This is a genomic window from Nonomuraea antri (assembly GCF_013283785.1).
GTDB lineage: Bacteria > Actinomycetota > Actinomycetes > Streptosporangiales > Streptosporangiaceae > Nonomuraea > Nonomuraea antri.
On sequence record NZ_JABCPZ010000153.1, the window covers coordinates 1 to 15,761 of the forward strand.

Annotated in this window: 18 protein-coding genes; 9 read left to right on the forward strand and 9 right to left on the reverse strand. The window is 72.6% G+C overall.

What is annotated here, in order from left to right; genetic code table 11:
* A partial coding sequence (locus HII36_RS58870) for a LysR family transcriptional regulator (RefSeq protein ID WP_173527907.1) occupies positions 1-823 on the reverse strand: 823 nt, incomplete at its 3' end.
* Between the two features lie 76 nt (positions 824-899).
* On the opposite strand from HII36_RS58870, the gene HII36_RS36610 reads away from it, so the two are divergent.
* Together HII36_RS36610 and HII36_RS36615 are read left to right on the forward strand one after the other, a co-directional pair.
* Complete coding sequence (locus HII36_RS36610) at positions 900-1,049, forward strand: hypothetical protein (RefSeq protein ID WP_173527906.1); 150 nt, start codon at positions 900-902, stop codon at positions 1,047-1,049.
* A gap of 32 nt (positions 1,050-1,081) precedes the next feature.
* Positions 1,082-1,444: a cupin domain-containing protein gene (locus HII36_RS36615; protein ID WP_173527908.1), complete on the forward strand. Its 363-nt coding sequence runs from the start codon at positions 1,082-1,084 to the stop codon at positions 1,442-1,444.
* A 29-nt stretch (positions 1,445-1,473) separates the two neighbouring features.
* Here HII36_RS36615 and HII36_RS36620 read toward each other — a convergent pair whose 3' ends face one another.
* Positions 1,474-1,848: an STAS domain-containing protein gene (locus tag HII36_RS36620; RefSeq protein ID WP_173527909.1), complete on the reverse strand. Its 375-nt coding sequence runs from the start codon at positions 1,846-1,848 to the stop codon at positions 1,474-1,476.
* A gap of 202 nt (positions 1,849-2,050) precedes the next feature.
* On the opposite strand from HII36_RS36620, the gene HII36_RS36625 reads away from it, so the two are divergent.
* Positions 2,051-2,371: a helix-turn-helix transcriptional regulator gene (locus tag HII36_RS36625; protein ID WP_173527910.1), complete on the forward strand. Its 321-nt coding sequence runs from the start codon at positions 2,051-2,053 to the stop codon at positions 2,369-2,371.
* Positions 2,372-2,419: 48 nt separating this feature from the next.
* Positions 2,420-2,836 (forward strand): hypothetical protein, encoded by a 417-nt coding sequence (locus HII36_RS36630; RefSeq protein ID WP_173527911.1) that lies wholly within the window; start codon positions 2,420-2,422, stop codon positions 2,834-2,836.
* Here the strand turns inward: HII36_RS36630 and HII36_RS36635 are convergent.
* Positions 2,821-3,492, reverse strand: a complete 672-nt coding sequence (locus HII36_RS36635) for an HD domain-containing protein (RefSeq protein WP_173527912.1) — start codon at positions 3,490-3,492, stop codon at positions 2,821-2,823. The two genes, HII36_RS36630 and HII36_RS36635, sit on opposite strands and share 16 nt — an antisense overlap.
* An 86-nt stretch (positions 3,493-3,578) precedes the next feature.
* Between HII36_RS36635 and sigJ the strand changes: the two genes are divergently transcribed.
* The 3 genes from sigJ (at position 3,579) to HII36_RS36650 (ending at position 6,045) form a co-directional block, all read left to right on the forward strand.
* On the forward strand, positions 3,579-4,493 hold the full coding sequence (gene sigJ, locus HII36_RS36640) for an RNA polymerase sigma factor SigJ (protein WP_173527913.1): 915 nt from the start codon (positions 3,579-3,581) through the stop codon (positions 4,491-4,493).
* Between the two features lie 74 nt (positions 4,494-4,567).
* Positions 4,568-5,713: an NAD(P)/FAD-dependent oxidoreductase gene (locus HII36_RS36645; protein ID WP_173527914.1), complete on the forward strand. Its 1,146-nt coding sequence runs from the start codon at positions 4,568-4,570 to the stop codon at positions 5,711-5,713.
* Entirely contained in the window at positions 5,710-6,045 is a 336-nt protein-coding gene (locus HII36_RS36650) for a hypothetical protein (protein ID WP_173527915.1), read from the forward strand. Before HII36_RS36645 ends, HII36_RS36650 begins: the two co-directional genes overlap by 4 nt.
* A 22-nt stretch (positions 6,046-6,067) precedes the next feature.
* Here the strand turns inward: HII36_RS36650 and HII36_RS57140 are convergent, their stop codons facing one another.
* Complete coding sequence (locus HII36_RS57140; RefSeq protein ID WP_217370424.1) at positions 6,068-6,550, reverse strand: MarR family winged helix-turn-helix transcriptional regulator; 483 nt, start codon at positions 6,548-6,550, stop codon at positions 6,068-6,070.
* A 56-nt stretch (positions 6,551-6,606) separates the two neighbouring features.
* Between HII36_RS57140 and HII36_RS36660 the strand changes: the two genes are divergently transcribed.
* Positions 6,607-7,800, forward strand: a complete 1,194-nt coding sequence (locus tag HII36_RS36660; RefSeq protein WP_173527916.1) for an FAD-dependent monooxygenase — start codon at positions 6,607-6,609, stop codon at positions 7,798-7,800.
* A gap of 33 nt (positions 7,801-7,833) precedes the next feature.
* On the opposite strand, the gene HII36_RS36665 is transcribed toward HII36_RS36660, so the two are convergent.
* The 3 genes from HII36_RS36665 to HII36_RS36675 form a co-directional block, all read right to left on the reverse strand.
* Positions 7,834-8,739, reverse strand: coding sequence for an LLM class flavin-dependent oxidoreductase (locus HII36_RS36665; RefSeq protein ID WP_173527917.1), 906 nt, complete (start codon positions 8,737-8,739; stop codon positions 7,834-7,836).
* Positions 8,740-8,782: 43 nt separating this feature from the next.
* On the reverse strand, positions 8,783-9,886 hold the full coding sequence (locus HII36_RS36670) for an NAD(P)/FAD-dependent oxidoreductase (RefSeq protein ID WP_173527918.1): 1,104 nt from the start codon (positions 9,884-9,886) through the stop codon (positions 8,783-8,785).
* Positions 9,887-9,982: 96 nt separating this feature from the next.
* Positions 9,983-10,447 carry a MarR family winged helix-turn-helix transcriptional regulator gene (locus HII36_RS36675; RefSeq protein WP_173527919.1) on the reverse strand — a complete coding sequence of 155 codons (465 nt, stop codon included), beginning with the start codon at positions 10,445-10,447 and terminating at the stop codon, positions 9,983-9,985.
* A 100-nt stretch (positions 10,448-10,547) separates the two neighbouring features.
* On the opposite strand from HII36_RS36675, the gene HII36_RS57145 reads away from it, so the two are divergent.
* Positions 10,548-11,606 carry a GNAT family N-acetyltransferase gene (locus HII36_RS57145; RefSeq protein WP_236004242.1) on the forward strand — a complete coding sequence of 353 codons (1,059 nt, stop codon included), beginning with the start codon at positions 10,548-10,550 and terminating at the stop codon, positions 11,604-11,606.
* 11 nt (positions 11,607-11,617) lie between these two features.
* On the opposite strand, the gene HII36_RS36690 is transcribed toward HII36_RS57145, so the two are convergent.
* Together HII36_RS36690 and HII36_RS36695 are read right to left on the reverse strand one after the other, a co-directional pair.
* The gene (locus tag HII36_RS36690; protein WP_173527920.1) at positions 11,618-12,448 is read right to left on the reverse strand and encodes a hypothetical protein; all 831 of its coding nucleotides are present in this window, start codon (positions 12,446-12,448) and stop codon (positions 11,618-11,620) included.
* Between the two features lie 143 nt (positions 12,449-12,591).
* Complete coding sequence (locus HII36_RS36695; RefSeq protein ID WP_217370425.1) at positions 12,592-15,753, reverse strand: BTAD domain-containing putative transcriptional regulator; 3,162 nt, start codon at positions 15,751-15,753, stop codon at positions 12,592-12,594.
* Positions 15,754-15,761 lie beyond the last annotated feature (8 nt).

A 15,761-nucleotide genomic window follows, 5' to 3' on the forward strand; every position in this document is an offset into this window, starting at 1 on the left:
GCGCGGGCGCGCGCCCGGCCAGCACCACCGTCCTGGCCGGATCGGGCTGGCGGATCCGCACCGCGGGCAGCCCCGCCGCCTCGGCCACCTGACGCGGCACGATCGCCACCCCGATGCCCGCCCGCACCAGGTCGGCCAGCAGCCGGATCTGGGTGACCTCGCAGGTGATCTGCCGGTGCAGGCCGCAGCCCGCGGCCAGCCTGCGCACCGCGGTCTCCAGGCCGGTGCCCGCCTTGAAGTCGATGAACGGCTCGCGCGTCAGGTCGGACAGCAGCGTGCGCTCGGCGCCGGCCAGCCGGTGCTCGGCCGAGGTCATGAGCACCAGCTCCTCCTCCCACGACTGGAACACGGCCAGGCCGTCGGGCAGGTCGGCACCGTCGAGAGCCAGGTAGGCCAGGTCGAGTTCGCGCGCGAGCAGCGCGTCGAGCAGGCCTGAGACGGGCGCGTCGCGCACCGAGATCTGGACGCCCGGCCACCGGCGGTGGAAGGCGGCCAGCTCGGCGGGCAGGTCGACGCTGGTGAGCGTCTGGATCGTGCCGATCGCCACCCGTCCGGTGGCCAGGCCGGAGACGGCGGACACCGCCTCGGTGGCCGCGGCGGCGTCGGCCAGCAGCGCCCGCGCGGCGGGCAGGAACGCGTGCCCGGCCGGGGTGAGGATCGGCCGGCGCCCGGTGCGCTCGAACAGGTCGGCGCCGAGCTCGCGCTCCAGCTTGCGGATGGAGGTGCTGAGCGCCGACTGCACGATCAGCTCCGCCCTGGCCGCCGCGGTGAAGCTGCCGTGCGTGGTGACGGCCACGAAGTGGCGTAGCTGGCGGAGTTCCACCCATCTACATTAGCGATGTCCGCCAGCGAGACGATGTGTTGGATCGATGGGCAGGCTCCGGAGCATGCTGGGCGGCATGACTCATCATGTGCCTCCGCTGTGGGCGTCCGCCTACGGATCCCGCCGTCCGGCCCCGGTCCGGTGGCCGGCTCGCGCGTTGTTGCGGGTGGCGGACTTCGTCCGCATGCTGGCCCTGGCCGACCATCAGACGTTCGTCGCCCATTGAGCGGGTATGACCGACTCTGAGGGGGAAACGCAATGACAGAGGTCAAAAACATCAACAACCCGGACGAACGGCGCGAATTTCCGAGCGGCCATCTCGACGTGTGCAACCTGAGCGGCCTGACCTTCGGTGTCGCCACGTTCGAGCCGGGCTGGCGCTGGTCGGAGTCGGTCAAGCCGATCGCGGGCACCGACTCGTGCCAGGTGCACCACAACGGCTTCGTCGTCTCCGGCCGGCTGCACCTGCGCATGGACGACGGCAGCGAGGTGGACGCCGGCCCCGGCGACCTGTTCGTCTGCCCGCCCGGGCACGACGCCTGGGTGGTCGGCGACGAGCCGGCCGTCGTGTACGACTTCGCCGGCGGCGCCGCCGACTACGCCAAGGCGAAGCAGGGCTAGCCGACCGCTCGCGGGGGACGGAGGGCGACTCAGGCCGGCTCCGAGGGAAGCGTCGCCTGGTCGTCCAGCATCCGGACGATCGCCTCCTCCACGCTGGCGTGGATGGACAGCGCCCGCCACACCCCCGTGACCCGCAGCAGACGGGCGGGCAGCCGGCGCACCGAGGTCACGTGCAGCGCGGCGCCCTGCTCGCGCTGCGTCGCGTCGAGACTTAACAGCAGGCGCAGCCCCCTGCCGTCCATGAAGGTCACGCCGCCGAGGTCGAGCACCAGTGGCTCGCCCGGGATGCGCCGCGAGCCGAGGTAGTCCTCCAGTTCGTCGACGTTGGTGGAGTCGATCTCACCGGTCAAGGTGATCAGCACGCCGATGATCAGCCGCTGGCTGTCCATGCTCAGGTACGACATGGTCGCTCTCGCAACGCTCAGCCGGTCTGGAACTGCACGACGGTCATCACGTCCTTCATTCGGGTCCTGGGCCAGGACTTACTGGGGCGAGATGGGGCACGCGCTCGTACGCTGAAACTCTAAACCCGGAAGTAGGTTACCAGAAAGACATTTCCGCATAGGATCTTCGGAGATGAGCGAACCCATGGAGGGCTGAAGATCAGTGAACACTCCTGCCGAGCGCGCGGCCTCCTGGACGTTTCTCACCCATCACGCCCGCGTGCTGCTGGAGATCGCCCGCGACCCGCAGGCGCGGCTGCGTGACATCGCCGTGCGCATCGGGATCACCGAACGCGCGGTGCAGGGCATCGTGACCGACCTCCACGAGCACGGCTACCTCACCCGTGAACGCATCGGCCGCCGCAACCACTACAGCCTCAACCTCGACCAGAGCTTCCGCTACCCCACCGAGGCCGGCCTGCCGGTCCGCGTCCTGATCGACATGTTCGCCGAGCACGACTTCCCGGCCGCGGAAGAGTCGTAGACGAAAGAATGAAGCGGCGCGGCGCGGGGATTCGCCACAATGGCACCCGTGTCCGACGACCCCGAGCAGCACGACGACCCCGCGCCCGATGCGGCCGACGACCCGCGTCACGAGCCCGCGCCGTTCGCCACCACGGTGCTGCTCACGGGCGGTTCCGCGGTGGCGGTCATGGGGATCGCCGCGCTCCTGTCGCACCCGCCAGGGCTGAAGTTCCTCCTGTTCGGCCCGATCGCCCTGGTCGCGTTCGAGGTGATCACCGCAGAGGTGTGGTGGAAGCGCTGGTGGGGCGCGCTCCCGGGGGCGGCGATCAGCCTGGCCTGCTACTTCGAGGGCCGCCAGGCGCTGGCCGACGCCCTCGGCGACACCTGGGCCCATCCGGTCGCGTACGTGCTGGCCTGGACCTTGTTCGCCACCGTCTTCGCGCTGTGCAGCAGGTACCCGCGGCCGCTTCAGCCCTCCGGCTGATAACCGTCGTAGTCGCCCCAGCCCGAAGGCTGGGTCATCGCCTGGCGCCAGGTGGGCCAGGCTCCCCCGGTCCACTGCCTGAGCAACTCGCCCGGCATGGTGTACGGCGGGGCCTTGTGCGGCCGGTCAATCGCCTGGCCGACGATCGCGTCGTACAGGACGGCCGTGGCGTGCAGGCGCGGCAGCACCGCGTGCACGCGCTCGGCGTAGCCGGCCGGCAGCCGGTGCGGGTCGTCGCGGCCGAGGTCGAACCCGGCCCCCGCGGCCACCAGCGCGATCTCCGGCCGCTTGCGCAGTGCCACGTCGCCGCACAGGTGCAGGGCGACCGCGTCCCAGACGACCTCCACCCGATCGGCGGCCACCCCCTGCCCGGCGAGGAAGCGGGCGGCCAGGTCGGCGCCGTCGAGGTCGAAACGCTGGTCGCCGTCGCCCTCGTCGCTGAGCCCCACGTCATGCAGGACCGCGCCGAGGAACAGCAGTTCGTCGTCGTAGTCGAGGTCGGGGCGCAGCCCCTGCTCCGTGCCGATGAAGCGGCCGTACAGGTAGGTGCGCATGCTGTGGTTGAAGATGGCCGGGTGTTCGAGGTCGCGGGCGAAGCGCGTCGCGGCGACGGCCAGGTCGCCGCCGGGGAAGGGCAGGTCGTCGTAGGAGTCCATCGAGGTCGTCCTTTCTCGCTGGGATAACCTTCAAGCAGCCTGAAGCCTAACCGAGCCTTCAGGTGTCCTGAAGGTTGGGGGACGGCATGCGGGTCGAGGGTGCCGACGAGTCGGCCGTCGAGGTGTTCGAGGGGCAGCGGGCGCGCCTGCTGGGGCTGGCCTACCGGCTGCTCGGCTCGATGGCGGCGGCCGAGGACGTCGTACAGGACGCCTACCTGCGCTGGAGCCGAGCCGACCGGGTCGAGACCCCGGCGGCCTGGCTGACCCGCGTCGTCACCAACCTGTGTCTCAACGAGCTCGACTCGGCCCGGGTGCGGCGGGCCGGCCACGTCGGACCCTGGCTGCCCGAGCCGGTGCTCACCGGCGGCGGCGCGCTCGGCCCGCTGGAGACGCTGGAGCAACGCGAGTCGGTGTCCATGGGCCTGCTGGTCCTGCTGGAGCGGCTGAGCCCGGCCGAGCGCGCGGTCTTCATCCTGCGCGAGGCGTTCGGGCACAGCCATCGGGAGGTCGCCGCGATCCTCGGCGTCGACGAGACGCACTCACGGCAACTGCACCACCGCGCGCGTGCGCACGTCAGCGCCGCGCGCGAGCGGCACGACACCGCGCGCAAGCGGCATGACGCTGACGGCGCGCATCATCGCCGCATCGTGACGGCCTTCTTCGCGGCGGTCACCCGGGGTGACCTGGCGGCGCTGGAACGCCTGCTGGCCGCCGACGTGACGGCGTGGGCCGACGGCAACGGCACGACGGCGGCCCGCCGGCCGATCACCGGCCGCGCGAAGGTGGCCAGGTACCTGCGCGGACTCGGGACGCGGATCGAGACGATCCCGGTGCGCGCGGAGATCGCGGAGGTCAACGGGGAACCCGCGGTGCTGGTCTGGAACGAGGGCACGCTGCGCGCGGTCCTGGCCGTGGAGATCGCCGGCGGCGAGATCAGCGCGGTCCGGATGGTCCTCGACACCGGCAAGCTGGCCTACGCCGCCGCGCAGACCCGGATGTGATCACCGTCACTCCCGCCGAGTGTCACGAACCGGCCGGCCGACCGGTTCAGCTACGGAACTCATCGGGAGGAAGCATGACTCATCGCATCGTCGTCCTGGGCGCCGGATACGCGGGGCTGGCCGCGGCCAAGCGTGCCGCCAGGAGGCTCCGCACGGCAGGACGCGCCCGGGTCGTCCTGGTCAACGACGCGGACCACTTCGTGGAACGGGTCCGGCTGCACCAGGTGGCGGCCGGGCAGGCCCTGCCCGGCAGGCCGCTGGCCGGGCTGCTCGCGGGCACCGGGATCGAGCTGGTGATCGCCCGCGTCACCGGCGTGGACCTGCGGGAGAAGGTCGTCCGGCTGGACCGGGGGCACGGCACGCTCGGCTACGACACCCTGGTCTACGCGCTCGGCAGCCGGGCGGATCTCACGTCCGTGCCGGGCGCGGCGGAACACGCCTTCGGCGTGGCGCGGGCCGGCGACGCCGAGCGGCTGCGGGACGGGCTGGCCGGGGTCTCCTCGGTGGTCGTGGTGGGCGGCGGGCTGACCGGGATCGAGACCGCGGCCGAGCTCGCCACGTCCAGGCCGGGGCTGAAGGTCGGCCTGGTCACGGCCGGGCGGATCGGCGCCGGGATGTCCGGGCGGGCCCGTCGTCACCTGCTCGCGGCGTTCGGCAGGATGGGCGTCGACCTGCGCGAGGACGCCACGGTCCGCGCGGTCACCGCCGCCGGCCTGCTCCTGGACGACGGACGTGACCGCCCCGCGGAAGCGGTGGTGTGGACGGCCGGGTTCCGCGTGCCAGCGCTGGCCGGGCAGGCCGGTCTGGCCACCGACGAGCACGGACGAGTCGTCGTGGACGGGACGCTGCGCTCGGTGTCGCACCCGGAGGTCTTCGCGATCGGCGACGCCGCCGCGGCCCCGGTGCGCGGCGGCCCGTCGCGGATGTCGTGCCAGATCGGCCTGCCGATGGGGTGGCGCGCGGGCGACCTGGTCGCCGACCTGGTCACCGGGCGCGAGCTCGTCCCGGTGCGGCTGCGTTACGTGTGGCGGAACATCAGCCTGGGCCGCCACGACGGCGTCACCCAGTTCACGTACGCGGACGACCGGCCGCTCGGCCCGGCCGTGCTCACCGGCCGGGCCTCGGCCCTGTTCAAGGAGGCCGTCACGCGCGGGACCGTGCACGCGATCCGCAGTAGTCTGATTCCCGGACGACTCGGACGGAGGCCCGGACGCGTATGAGCGACACGGATCCGCACATCCACGTCGAGCGGAAGGTGATGCAGGCCGGCGCCGACTTCCGCAATATGATCGCCACTTCGCTGGGGCGCGCGCCCGACGCCCCGAGCGTCGTCACGACCGGTTGCGGGATCGAGGTGCCGTACGCCATGACGTCTCCCCGCCCGGAGAGCGTCACCTGCCTCGCCTGCCGCGAACACGCCGAGCGCGAGCACCTGCGCTTCGCCGAGCTGGTCGAGCGGCTGAGCCGGACGCCGGGCGCGCCCGTGCCCAGCGACCAGGCGGCCGAGGCCGCGCGCTGGGCCAGGGACGTGGCCCGGCGGTTCGCCGGCTGACCGGCGCGGATCGCCCGGGGCGTCAGCGGTCCGCGAACCGGGCGGTCGCCCGCTCCTGCCGGTCGATGGTGCCGGCGATGAAGCGCAGGATCGTTTCGAGCTGGTCGTCGGTGAACTCGCCGTAGAGCTCGTCGAGCGAGCGCGCGAAGTGGCCGAACAGCTGCCCGATCGCGGCCAGCCGCTCGGGCACGGCCTCGATGACGACCTTGCGCCCGTCGTCCGGATGCGGCTTGCGGCGGGCGTACTCCTTGTCCTCCAGCCGCCTGACCAGCGAGGTGATGGAGGCCGGGGCCATTTTCGAGCGCTCGGCCAGCTCGCCCGCGGTCATCGGGCCGAAGCGTTCCAGCAGCTCCAGCGCCTTCTGCTCGGTGGCGATCAGCCCGAGCCGCTCGGCGAGCGCCGCGTTGAACAGCACCGTGCTGGTGGCCAGCGCGCGGCCGGACGCCTGGAGGCCCGCCAGCAGCTCGGCGCGGCGGCCGGGGATCGATTCAGATGCGCTTGACACGGGCACGATCCTACTCCATATATTTCTTTCGACGAACGAAATAAGGAGGTGCGATCATGCCGACCGCGTTGGTGATCGGAGCCGGTCCCGCCGGAGTCGCCGCGGCCCTGGCCCTGCGCAAGATCGGATACGACGTCGTCGTGTACGAGGCCCACGACCGGCCCGGCCGGACCGCCGGCTCGTATCTCACCGTGGCGAGCAACGGCCTCAGCGCCCTGCGTGCCGTCGGCGCGGCCGCCGCGGTGATCGACAGGTCCTTCCCCACCCCCGACACGATCCTGTGGAGCGGCACCGGCAAGCGTCTGGCCAGGGTCTCCAACGGGGTGCTGCCCGACGGCACCGCCACCAGGACGATCCGCCGCGCCGACCTCGCCGCCGCGCTCACGTCGGCGCTGGACGTGCCGGTGACGTACGGCAGACGTCTCACCGCCCTGGACCTGACCGATGATGGCGGTGGCGTGGTGACGGCCGGGTTCGCCGACGGCGGTGAGGCCCGGGGCGACCTGCTCGTCGGCGCCGACGGCGTGCACTCGGCCGTCCGCGGGCTGCTCGATCCGGCCGCGCCCCACGCCCGCCACGTCGGCCTGCTCAACTTCGGCGGATACACCGCCGCCGGCGCCGGCGTCCCCGACGTCGCGCCCGGCTGCTGGAACCTGGTCTTCGGCAGGCGGGCGTTCTTCGGCTACTGCCGCGACGACGTGGGCGGAATCGTCTGGTTCGCCAACGTGCCCAGCCCGCGCGAGCGCCCGCCGGCCGAGCTGAACGCCTGGACGAGCGCGGAATGGCGGCACCACCTCGTCGGGCTGGCGGTGGCCGACCGCACCCCGGTCGCCGCGCTCATCGAGGCCGGCGACCTGCGGTACGGCCCGGGCAACACCTACGACCTGCCCTCGACCCCGATCTGGCGCCGGGGCCACGCGGTGCTCATCGGCGACGGCGCGCACGCCACCTCGCCCAGTTCCGGGCAGGGCGCGTCCATGGCGTTCGAGGACGCGGTCGTGCTCGCCCAGTGCCTGCGTGACGTCCCCGGGGTGCCCGATGCGCTGGCCGCCTACGAACGCCTGCGCCGCGCCAGGGTGGAACGCGTCACCGCGCACGCCGCCCGCATCAGCAACGCCAAGGCGGCGGGACCGGTGGCCAGGACACTGCGCGACCTGCTCCTGCCCCTCGTGCTCCGGGCGGCGGAACGGGGCCGGTCGGAGTCGTGGATGCACGAGCACGAGATCGACTGGCACGCCGCCGTCCACTGAGCGGCCGCCGGGCCACCTGGACCACCGCCGGGCCTACTTCGCGATCGCTTCGCGCACCGACGGGACGATCTCCTGCGCCCACCGGGCCAGGACGGTCCGGTCCGGGGCGCCGTGCCCGGAGCCGAAGAGCGTGAAGCCCGACGCGCCGTGGTCGAGCACGGCCCCGGTCAGTTCCTCCACCCACTGGCCGACGGATCCGCCGATCCAGCGGCCCTCGCGGTCGCGGGTGGCGGCCAGCGGCCGGTCGGTGATGCGTCCGGGCAGGTTGAAGACCGTGCGGATCTCGCCCGGGTCGCGTCCGGCGGACGCCGCCGCCTCGTCGATGATCGGCCGGGAGGCCCGGTAGCGCTCGCTGAGCCAGTCGGCGGCGTGGCCGGGGATCCAGCCGTCGGCCACGCGGCCGGTGGCGGCCAGGGACTTGGGTCCGACGGATCCCGTCCAGACGGGCGGCGCGGCGACGGGGGCGGGCTCGATCTGGTGCACCTGGTAGTGCTCGCCCTCGAAGGTGACCGGGGGTCCGCCGCCCGACAGCAGCTTGACCAGGACGATCGCCTCCTCGAAGGCGTCCACCGCGGCGCCGGGCGTCAACCGGGGCACGCCCATGTCCGCGATGCGGTCCCACAGCCCGCCGGCGCCCATGCCGAGCACGACCCGGCCGTCCGACAGCGCGGCCAGCGACGTCACCGTCCTGGCCAGCATGGCGGGCGGCCGGGTCGGCAGGTTGGTGACGTTGGCGAAGCCGGCGATGCGCCGGGTGCGCCCGAGTATGAAGCCGAGCGCGGCATACGCGTCGAGCCGGTCGCCGAGGTAGGGGTGGTCGGACAGGGTGAAAACGTCCAGGCCGTCGCGGTCGGCCTGCTCGGCCATGCGCAGTAACTCGGGCATGTCGCCGATGGCGGAATGCGCGCCGAATCCGAAGACGACGTCGTGCACGGACACTGTGTTTCCTTCTTCCTTCGTGGGGTTCAGCGGGCGGGGCCGGTCAGGACGCGCCGAACTGCGCGGAGAAACGGCCGGTGAACAGGTCGGCCCCCTTGTACGCCGAGACCGTCTCCGCCGGGACGACGGCGGGCCCGTCGGGGCTGGGCAGCTGGCCGATGCCGCCGCGCGGGCCGAGCGGGAGCAGGATGATGGGGTGTGGCAGCGGCTGATAGGCGGCCGTCGGCTGCTCGCCGCGCAGCTGGGCGAGGATGTTCCGCGCCACCACCTCGGCGTGCTGCATGGCGAACCCGGCCATCTTGGTCTCGGGGACGTCCGTGAGGTCGCCGATGGCGTAGACGCGCTCGTGCACGGCGTCGTGCCCGTGGACGTTGAGCGTCGGCGTGACCGGGACCTGGCCCTGCGGGGTCAGCGCCGTCAGGCGGCGGTCGGCGAGGTAGTCGCTGTTGACGCGCACGCCGTGCGCGCGGAACCAGATGTCGGCGCCGATCTCGTCACCGCCGGTGGTGGTGACGGTGAACGCCCCCACCTGCCCGGCCTCGGTGGCCGGCGGCGCGGTCAGGCCGGCGCCCAGCCGCAGCTCCACGTTCAGCTCGTCGAGCTGGCGGTGCAGCTCTTCGCGCAGCTCGTCGGGGAAGGGCGCGAGCAACCGGTCGGCCGGGTCGACGATCGTCACGTGCTTGCCCGGCCAGACCTCCTTGATCTCGCCGGCCAGCTCCAGCCCGACAGGACCGGCGCCCAGGATGAGCACCCGCTCGGCCCCCGCCAGCTCCTTGTGGGTGCCGAGCAGGTCGCCCAGGACGTCGTCGGTGGATTCCGCGGCGGGCTTGGCGGGGTAGGCGTAGCTGGAGCCGGTGGCCAGGACCAGGTAGTCGGCCTCGATCCGGCGGCCGGAGGCCAGGGTGACGCCGCCAGGGTCGGCCGACACCGCGCGGTCGCGCACCACGGTGCCGCGCCGCAGCCACTGCTCGTAGGGGAAGAACATGTTGCCCGCCCATTCGGGCTGGGCCAGCGCACGCAGCGAGCCGGCCGTGTTGACGAACGCCTCCCTGGGGTCGATGAGGACGACGTCGGCCTCGGCGTCGAGCGCCTTGGCGACCGTGGAGCCGCCGTAACCTCCGCCGACGACCACGACAGTAGCACCCATTGTTTTACGCTCCAGACACAGAAAGGAGTTGCAGTTCGTGTTACGAACCATATTAGTTCGTACTACGAACTGCAACTCCTGTTGTGGGCCCGGGGTTCAGCGATGCTGCTCAGGCTCCAGGAAGACGGTGGGCACCTGGTTGTCGGCCACGACCCGGCCGAGCAGCGCGGCCAGCGCGTCGCGGTCGGCCTGGTCGAACCCCGCGGTCAGATCCTCCACCCGGCGGCAGGTCTGGTCGTGGAAGTCCTCGACCAGGCGGGCGCCGCGCTTGGTCAGCGCCACCCGCACCGCGCGGGAGTCGTCGGGGTCGGGCAGGCGCTGGACCAGGCCGTTTCGCTCACTGCGATCGACCAGGCCGGTCAGGCTCGACTTGGCCAGGCCGAGGATCGAGCCCAGCTCGCTCATGCCGTACGGCTGCGCCATCAGGACGCACAACAACTGGCCCTGCTGCTGGGTGATGCCGAACTCGCGAGCGGACTCCGCGTACACGGCGTTCACCAGGAACGTGGAGCGTACCAGCGCGGCCACCGTCCCGATCGGGCCGTCATCATGCTTCATCATCGATCAAGTCTAACAAATTCGCGAGACGAACTACCGGTTCGGACGCGGCCGGCCGATATCTATAGTCTGGCCCCGGCACGAGAGAGCGGAAGGGAACCGAATGTCAGAGGCACCGCCCGGGCTGCGCCGGGCCCGCGTCACCGATCACCCCGCGCTCGTGGAATGCGTGCGGCGGTGGTGGGGCGACTCACGCACCCCGCAGGAGGCCCGCGAGCTGTCGTTGCTGCTGCCCAGGCTGTTCCTGGAGTGCTTCTCCGGCACCAGCCTGGTCGTCGCGGACGACACCGGCGTCCAGGCGTTCCTCGTCGGCTTCCACTCGGCGGACGACCCGGACGAGGCCTACGTCCACTTCGTCGGCGTCGACCCGCGCCTGCGTGGCCGCGGCCTGGCCCGCGCGCTCTACACGACCTTCTGCGCGGAGGCGGCGGCGGCCGGCCGCCGGGTGGTGCGCGCGATCACCTCGCCGGGCAACGCCGGCTCCATCGCCTTCCACCGGGCCATGGGGTTCACCGTCGAGCAGGGCGACCAGGACCTCGACGGCCTGCCCGTGCACCGCGACCACGACGGACCCGGCCAGGACCGGGTGACCTTCCGCAAGCACCTCACGCCCGGCGCGGCCGGCCGGCCCTTCCTGGCGCACCCTCTGGGCGGCGGGGCCGAACTGCGTCCGCTGGAGCCCTGGCAGGCCGCCGAGTTCGCGGCCTACGTCGAGCGCACGCGCGGGTCGCTCCAGCCGTGGATCCCGTGGGCGTACACGATCACGGACGAAGCCTCGGCCCGCGCCTTCCTGCGGCAGTACGCCGAGCGCCAGGCCGCCGACACCGGCCGGATCTACGGCCTGTACGTTGGCGGCGCGATGCGGGGCGGCGTGCTCTACCGCGCCTTCGACGCCGCCCAGGGCGTCTGCGAGATCGGCGTCTGGCTCTCTCCCGAGGCCCGCGGGCAGGGCCTGATCACCCGGGCGTCACGCGTGCTCATCGACTGGGCGTTGCGCGAGCGCGGCATGGTCCGCGTCGAGTGGCGGTGCGACCCGCGCAACGAGGCGAGCGTCGCCGCGGCCCGGCGGATCGGCTTCACCTGCGAGGGCACCCTGCGCAAGTCCTTCCAGGTGAACGGCGAACACCGCGACGTCCAGGTCTGGGCCATCACCGCCGGGTAGCGGCACTCCCGCTAGTTCCCGGTGCCCGGCGCCTCGCGCGGCAGCTCGTCACCGAACTGGCCGCGGTCGAGCACGTCGCCCTCCAGCGGCAGCGGGATGGTGATCTCGCGCTCCCAGTCGGCGAACCTGGTCTCCGACTGGATCCGCAGGGTGCCGTCCTTGCGCGGCAGCACGGCGCTGGCGGACAACCGCTGCACCAGCCCGGTACGGCTGAACCAGATGGCGTAGGTGACCGTGCCGGGGTTCTTGGCGGAGGCGCCGTAGCGTTCGGCGAACCTGCGTGACACCTTGGCCAGCTTGTCCGTCTTGATCGTGCCCTTCAGCACCCCGTCGCGGTAGGACGTGCGGTGCGCCAGGAGGGTCTTGAGCGTGTCCGACTCCAGGATCTCCACCACCAGGTTGCTGGTGGGCAGGCCGGTGCGCGAGTACCGCACCCAGGTGGTGCCGCGCGGCAGCGCGTGGTCGACCACCGGGCCTGAGATGTAGTCGTCGTGGCCCGAGGAGATGATCCTGACCGGCGTCTGCTCCAGGGCGACCGTGTCGGCGTCCGAACCCTTTCTCGCCAGGGCGGCCATGTTCCCGCTGTACTGCGTGGTCTCCGAGACGTCGGCGGCGGCCTCGCCCGCGGGGCCGTAGCCGAGCGTGCCGTCCATGGCGACGGTCAGGGAGACGCCACGACCGTGGTCCACCTTCGAGGTGGACACGACGTTGACCGCCTTGCCGCGCGTCCACACGGCCTTCAGCGCCTTTATCGGGTCGGCCAGGGACGCCGCCTGTGCGGGGGCGGCGGCGAGCTGGGCCAGGCCCGTGGCCACGACGATGCCGGCGATGGTTCGTTTCATGGGATTCCTCGGACGATCTGGAAAGACGCGAACAATCTTGCCCAGCTAAGATCAGCAGTCAAGCCGAACCACGAAAGCCGATATTTCCTGTTTTGCCCGGGCGGGCGCGCGCGGCGTTCGAGGCGACGTTCACCAGGCAGCGTTCACCGGGCGAGTGTGACCTCCGCCAGCTTTCGCCAGTCTCCCTGTTCCCCGGCCCGGGTCGCCGCCGCGAACCCGCTCTCACCGAGACGTTCGCGTGCTTCCGCGGCGACGCGCGAGAAGTCCGGGTGCGAGCGCGCCGGAGTGCCGCGCACCTGGTCACTCGCCGCGAGCAGGCGCGCGGCCTGCTCGTACTGCCCCTGGCGCAGGGCCAGGTCCGCGATGCCGATCAGCAGGTCGGCGATCGTCGGCGGGTGCGAGTACGCCATGGTCGACAGCGCCTGGAACCCCTCGGCCCGATACGCGCGGGACTGTTCGAGATCGTCGGTGAGATAGGCCCGCAGGTCCAGGGTCGCGGCCTGGATCGACTCGACCCTGCCCGCCTCGCCCAGCACCTCGCCCATCGTGTCGAGGTGCCGGCGCGCCTGCTCGGGCTCGCCGCGCCAGCGCGCCAGCTGCGCCTGCGCGAGCGCCAGTTCGGCGAGCGCGTCGGGCCAGGTGATCCGGCCCGCGCACCGCTGCGCCTCCGCCATGGCGGCCGCGCTGGCCGCCTCGTCGCCGAGCAGCCAGTACAGCTGGCCCAGCCGCGCCCGCATGCCGATGACCTCTTCCGTCGCGCCCAGCTCCGTCATCGCGGTGGCAGCCGCCTCGTAGTGTTCGCACGCCCGGGCGAACTCGCCGCGCATGGCGAACCTGTCGGCCAGGAAGGTCAGCGACAGCGAGGTGCCCATCCGCTCGCCCAGCCTGCGGAACTCGGCCAGCGCCGTCTCCGCGTCGGCGTCGACGCCGGTCTCGTCGCCTTCGAGCATCAGCCTGAACCGGCCGCGGGTGAGCGTGGCCTGCGCGCGTACCCAGGGATCCTCGGTGGCCATGAGCGACTCGATCGCGGGCAGGAACTCCGACGGGCCGCGCAGCGTCGCGTCGAGCAGCGCGGCGAACCCGAGCAGCGGGTTGCGAGAGCCGCTGCGCTTGGCGAACCTGTGTGCCTCCCTGATCCAGTCCCTGGCCTGGAACTGGTCGCCGCTGACGCCGGCGGTCAGGAACATGGTCACGATGAGGTAGGCCATCGCCCGCACCTCGTCGGGCACGTCACCGGGCAGCGAGGCGGCCGCCACGCTCAGCTCCGTGCCCTCGGCCCGGTGCCCGCCCAGGTACCAGTACCAGCCCGCGGCCCAGCTCAGCCGCATGGCCTCCGCCGCCCAGCCCGCGGCGATCGCCCCGCGCGCGGCCGCGCTGAGGTTGTCGTGCTCGGCCTCCAGCATGGACAGCCACTCCACCTGCCCGGCCCGGCGCAGGTGCGGCTCTGCCGTCTCGGCCAGTTCGGTGAAGTACGCCAGGTGCGCCCGCCGCGCGGACTCGGTCTCCCCCGCCTCGGCCAGCCGGTAGGCCGCGTACTCCCTGATCGTGTCGAGCATCCGGTAGCGCGGGGCGTCCTCGCCGTCGGCGAGCAGCAGCGACTTCTCGATCAGCGCGGTGAGCACGTCGAGCACCAGCTCGCCGGCGAGCGCGTCGTCGTCGCCGCAGACCCGTTCGGCCGCCTCCAGGCTCGCGCCGCCGGAGAACACCGACAGCCGCCGCAGCACGCCGCGTTCTGCCTCGGTCAGCAGGTCCCAGCTCCAGTCGACGACCGCGCGCAACGTCTTGTGCCGGGCGAGCGCCGTACGGCTGCCGCTGGTCAGCAGCCGGAACCGGTCGTCGAGGCGGCGGGCCAGCTGATCGACGGACATCGTCCGCAGCCGGGCCGCGGCCAGCTCGATCGCCAGCGGGATGCCGTCGAGCGCCCGGCAGATCCGCGCCATGGCGGCCAGGGTCTGCGGGTCGGCGCCGATGTCCTTGCGCACCAGCTCCGCGCGGTCGCGCAGCAACCGCACCGCCGGCGACGAGCCCGCCTCCGCCGGGTCCGCCTCCTCGGCGGGCAGCGTGAGCGGCTCGACCTGCCACAACACCTCGCCGGTGATGCCCAGCGGCTCCCTGCTCGTGGCCAGGATCCGCAGCCTGCGGCACTCACCCAGCAGCCGGTCGGCGAAGTCCGCGGCCGCCTCGATCACGTGCTCGCAGTTGTCCAGGATCAGCAGGATCGCGCGTTCGCGTACCGCGGCGATGAGTCGGTCCATCGGCTCACCGCCGCGCGCGCCGCCGAGCATGGCATGGTCGCGCAGGCCCATGGCGGTGAGCGCGGCCTGGGCCAGATCGCCGCCGGACCGCACCGAGGCCAGCTCGACCAGCCACGCGCCGTCGGGCAGCTCGCTGAGCATCGTCCGCCCGGTCTCCGTGGCCAGCCGGGTCTTGCCCGAGCCGCCAGGGCCGGTCAGGGTGACCAGCCGGTGCCTGATGGCCAGGCCGGCGACCGCGGACAGGTCGTCGTCCTTGCCGACGAAGCTGGTCAGCTCGGCGCGCAGGTTCGTCCTGCGGCTCTCCGACCGCTCGCCCAGCTCGCCGCGCAGCAGCGCGGTGTGCAGCGCCGACAGCTCGGCCGACGGGTCGGCGCCCAGCTCGTCGGCGAGCCGTTCGCGGGTGCGCTGGTAGAGGGTCAGCGCCTCGTTGCCGCGGCCCGCCTCGGCCAGCGCCCGCATCAACGCCGCCACGAACCCCTCGCGCAGCGGGTACGTGGCGACCAGCTCGGTCAGCTCGGACAGCATGTCGGAGCCGCGGCCCAGGCGCAGGTCCGCGTCGACCCGGTCGCCGAGCGCGGCGACGTGCAGCTCGTCCAGCCGTGCGACGGCGGAGTCGAACAGCTCGCTGCCCTGCAACGCGATGTCCGTCATGGCCTTGCCGCGCCACAGGGCCAGGGCCGAGCGCAGCAGTTCCGCCCGTTCTGCGGGCTCGGCGCCGCGGGCCTGGCCGACCAACTGCTCGAACCGGTACGCGTCGACCGCGTCGGCGGCCACGGCCAGCCGGTACCCGCCGGACTCCGCCTCGATCACGCCGTCGGGCAGCGCCCTGCGCAGCCGGGAGACCAGCGCCTGCAGGGCGTTCACCTCGTCCGCCGGCGGCTGCTCCCCCCAGATCCAGTCGACCAGCCTGCCGCGCGTGACGATCCGGCCGGGTTCGAGAGCGAGCGCGGCGAGCAGCGCGCGCAGCCGGGCTCCTGGAACGTCCACCACGGCGCCATCTCGGTTCCGGACCTCGAACGGCCCGAGCAGTCCAACTCGCACAACGGTCATTGTGCCGA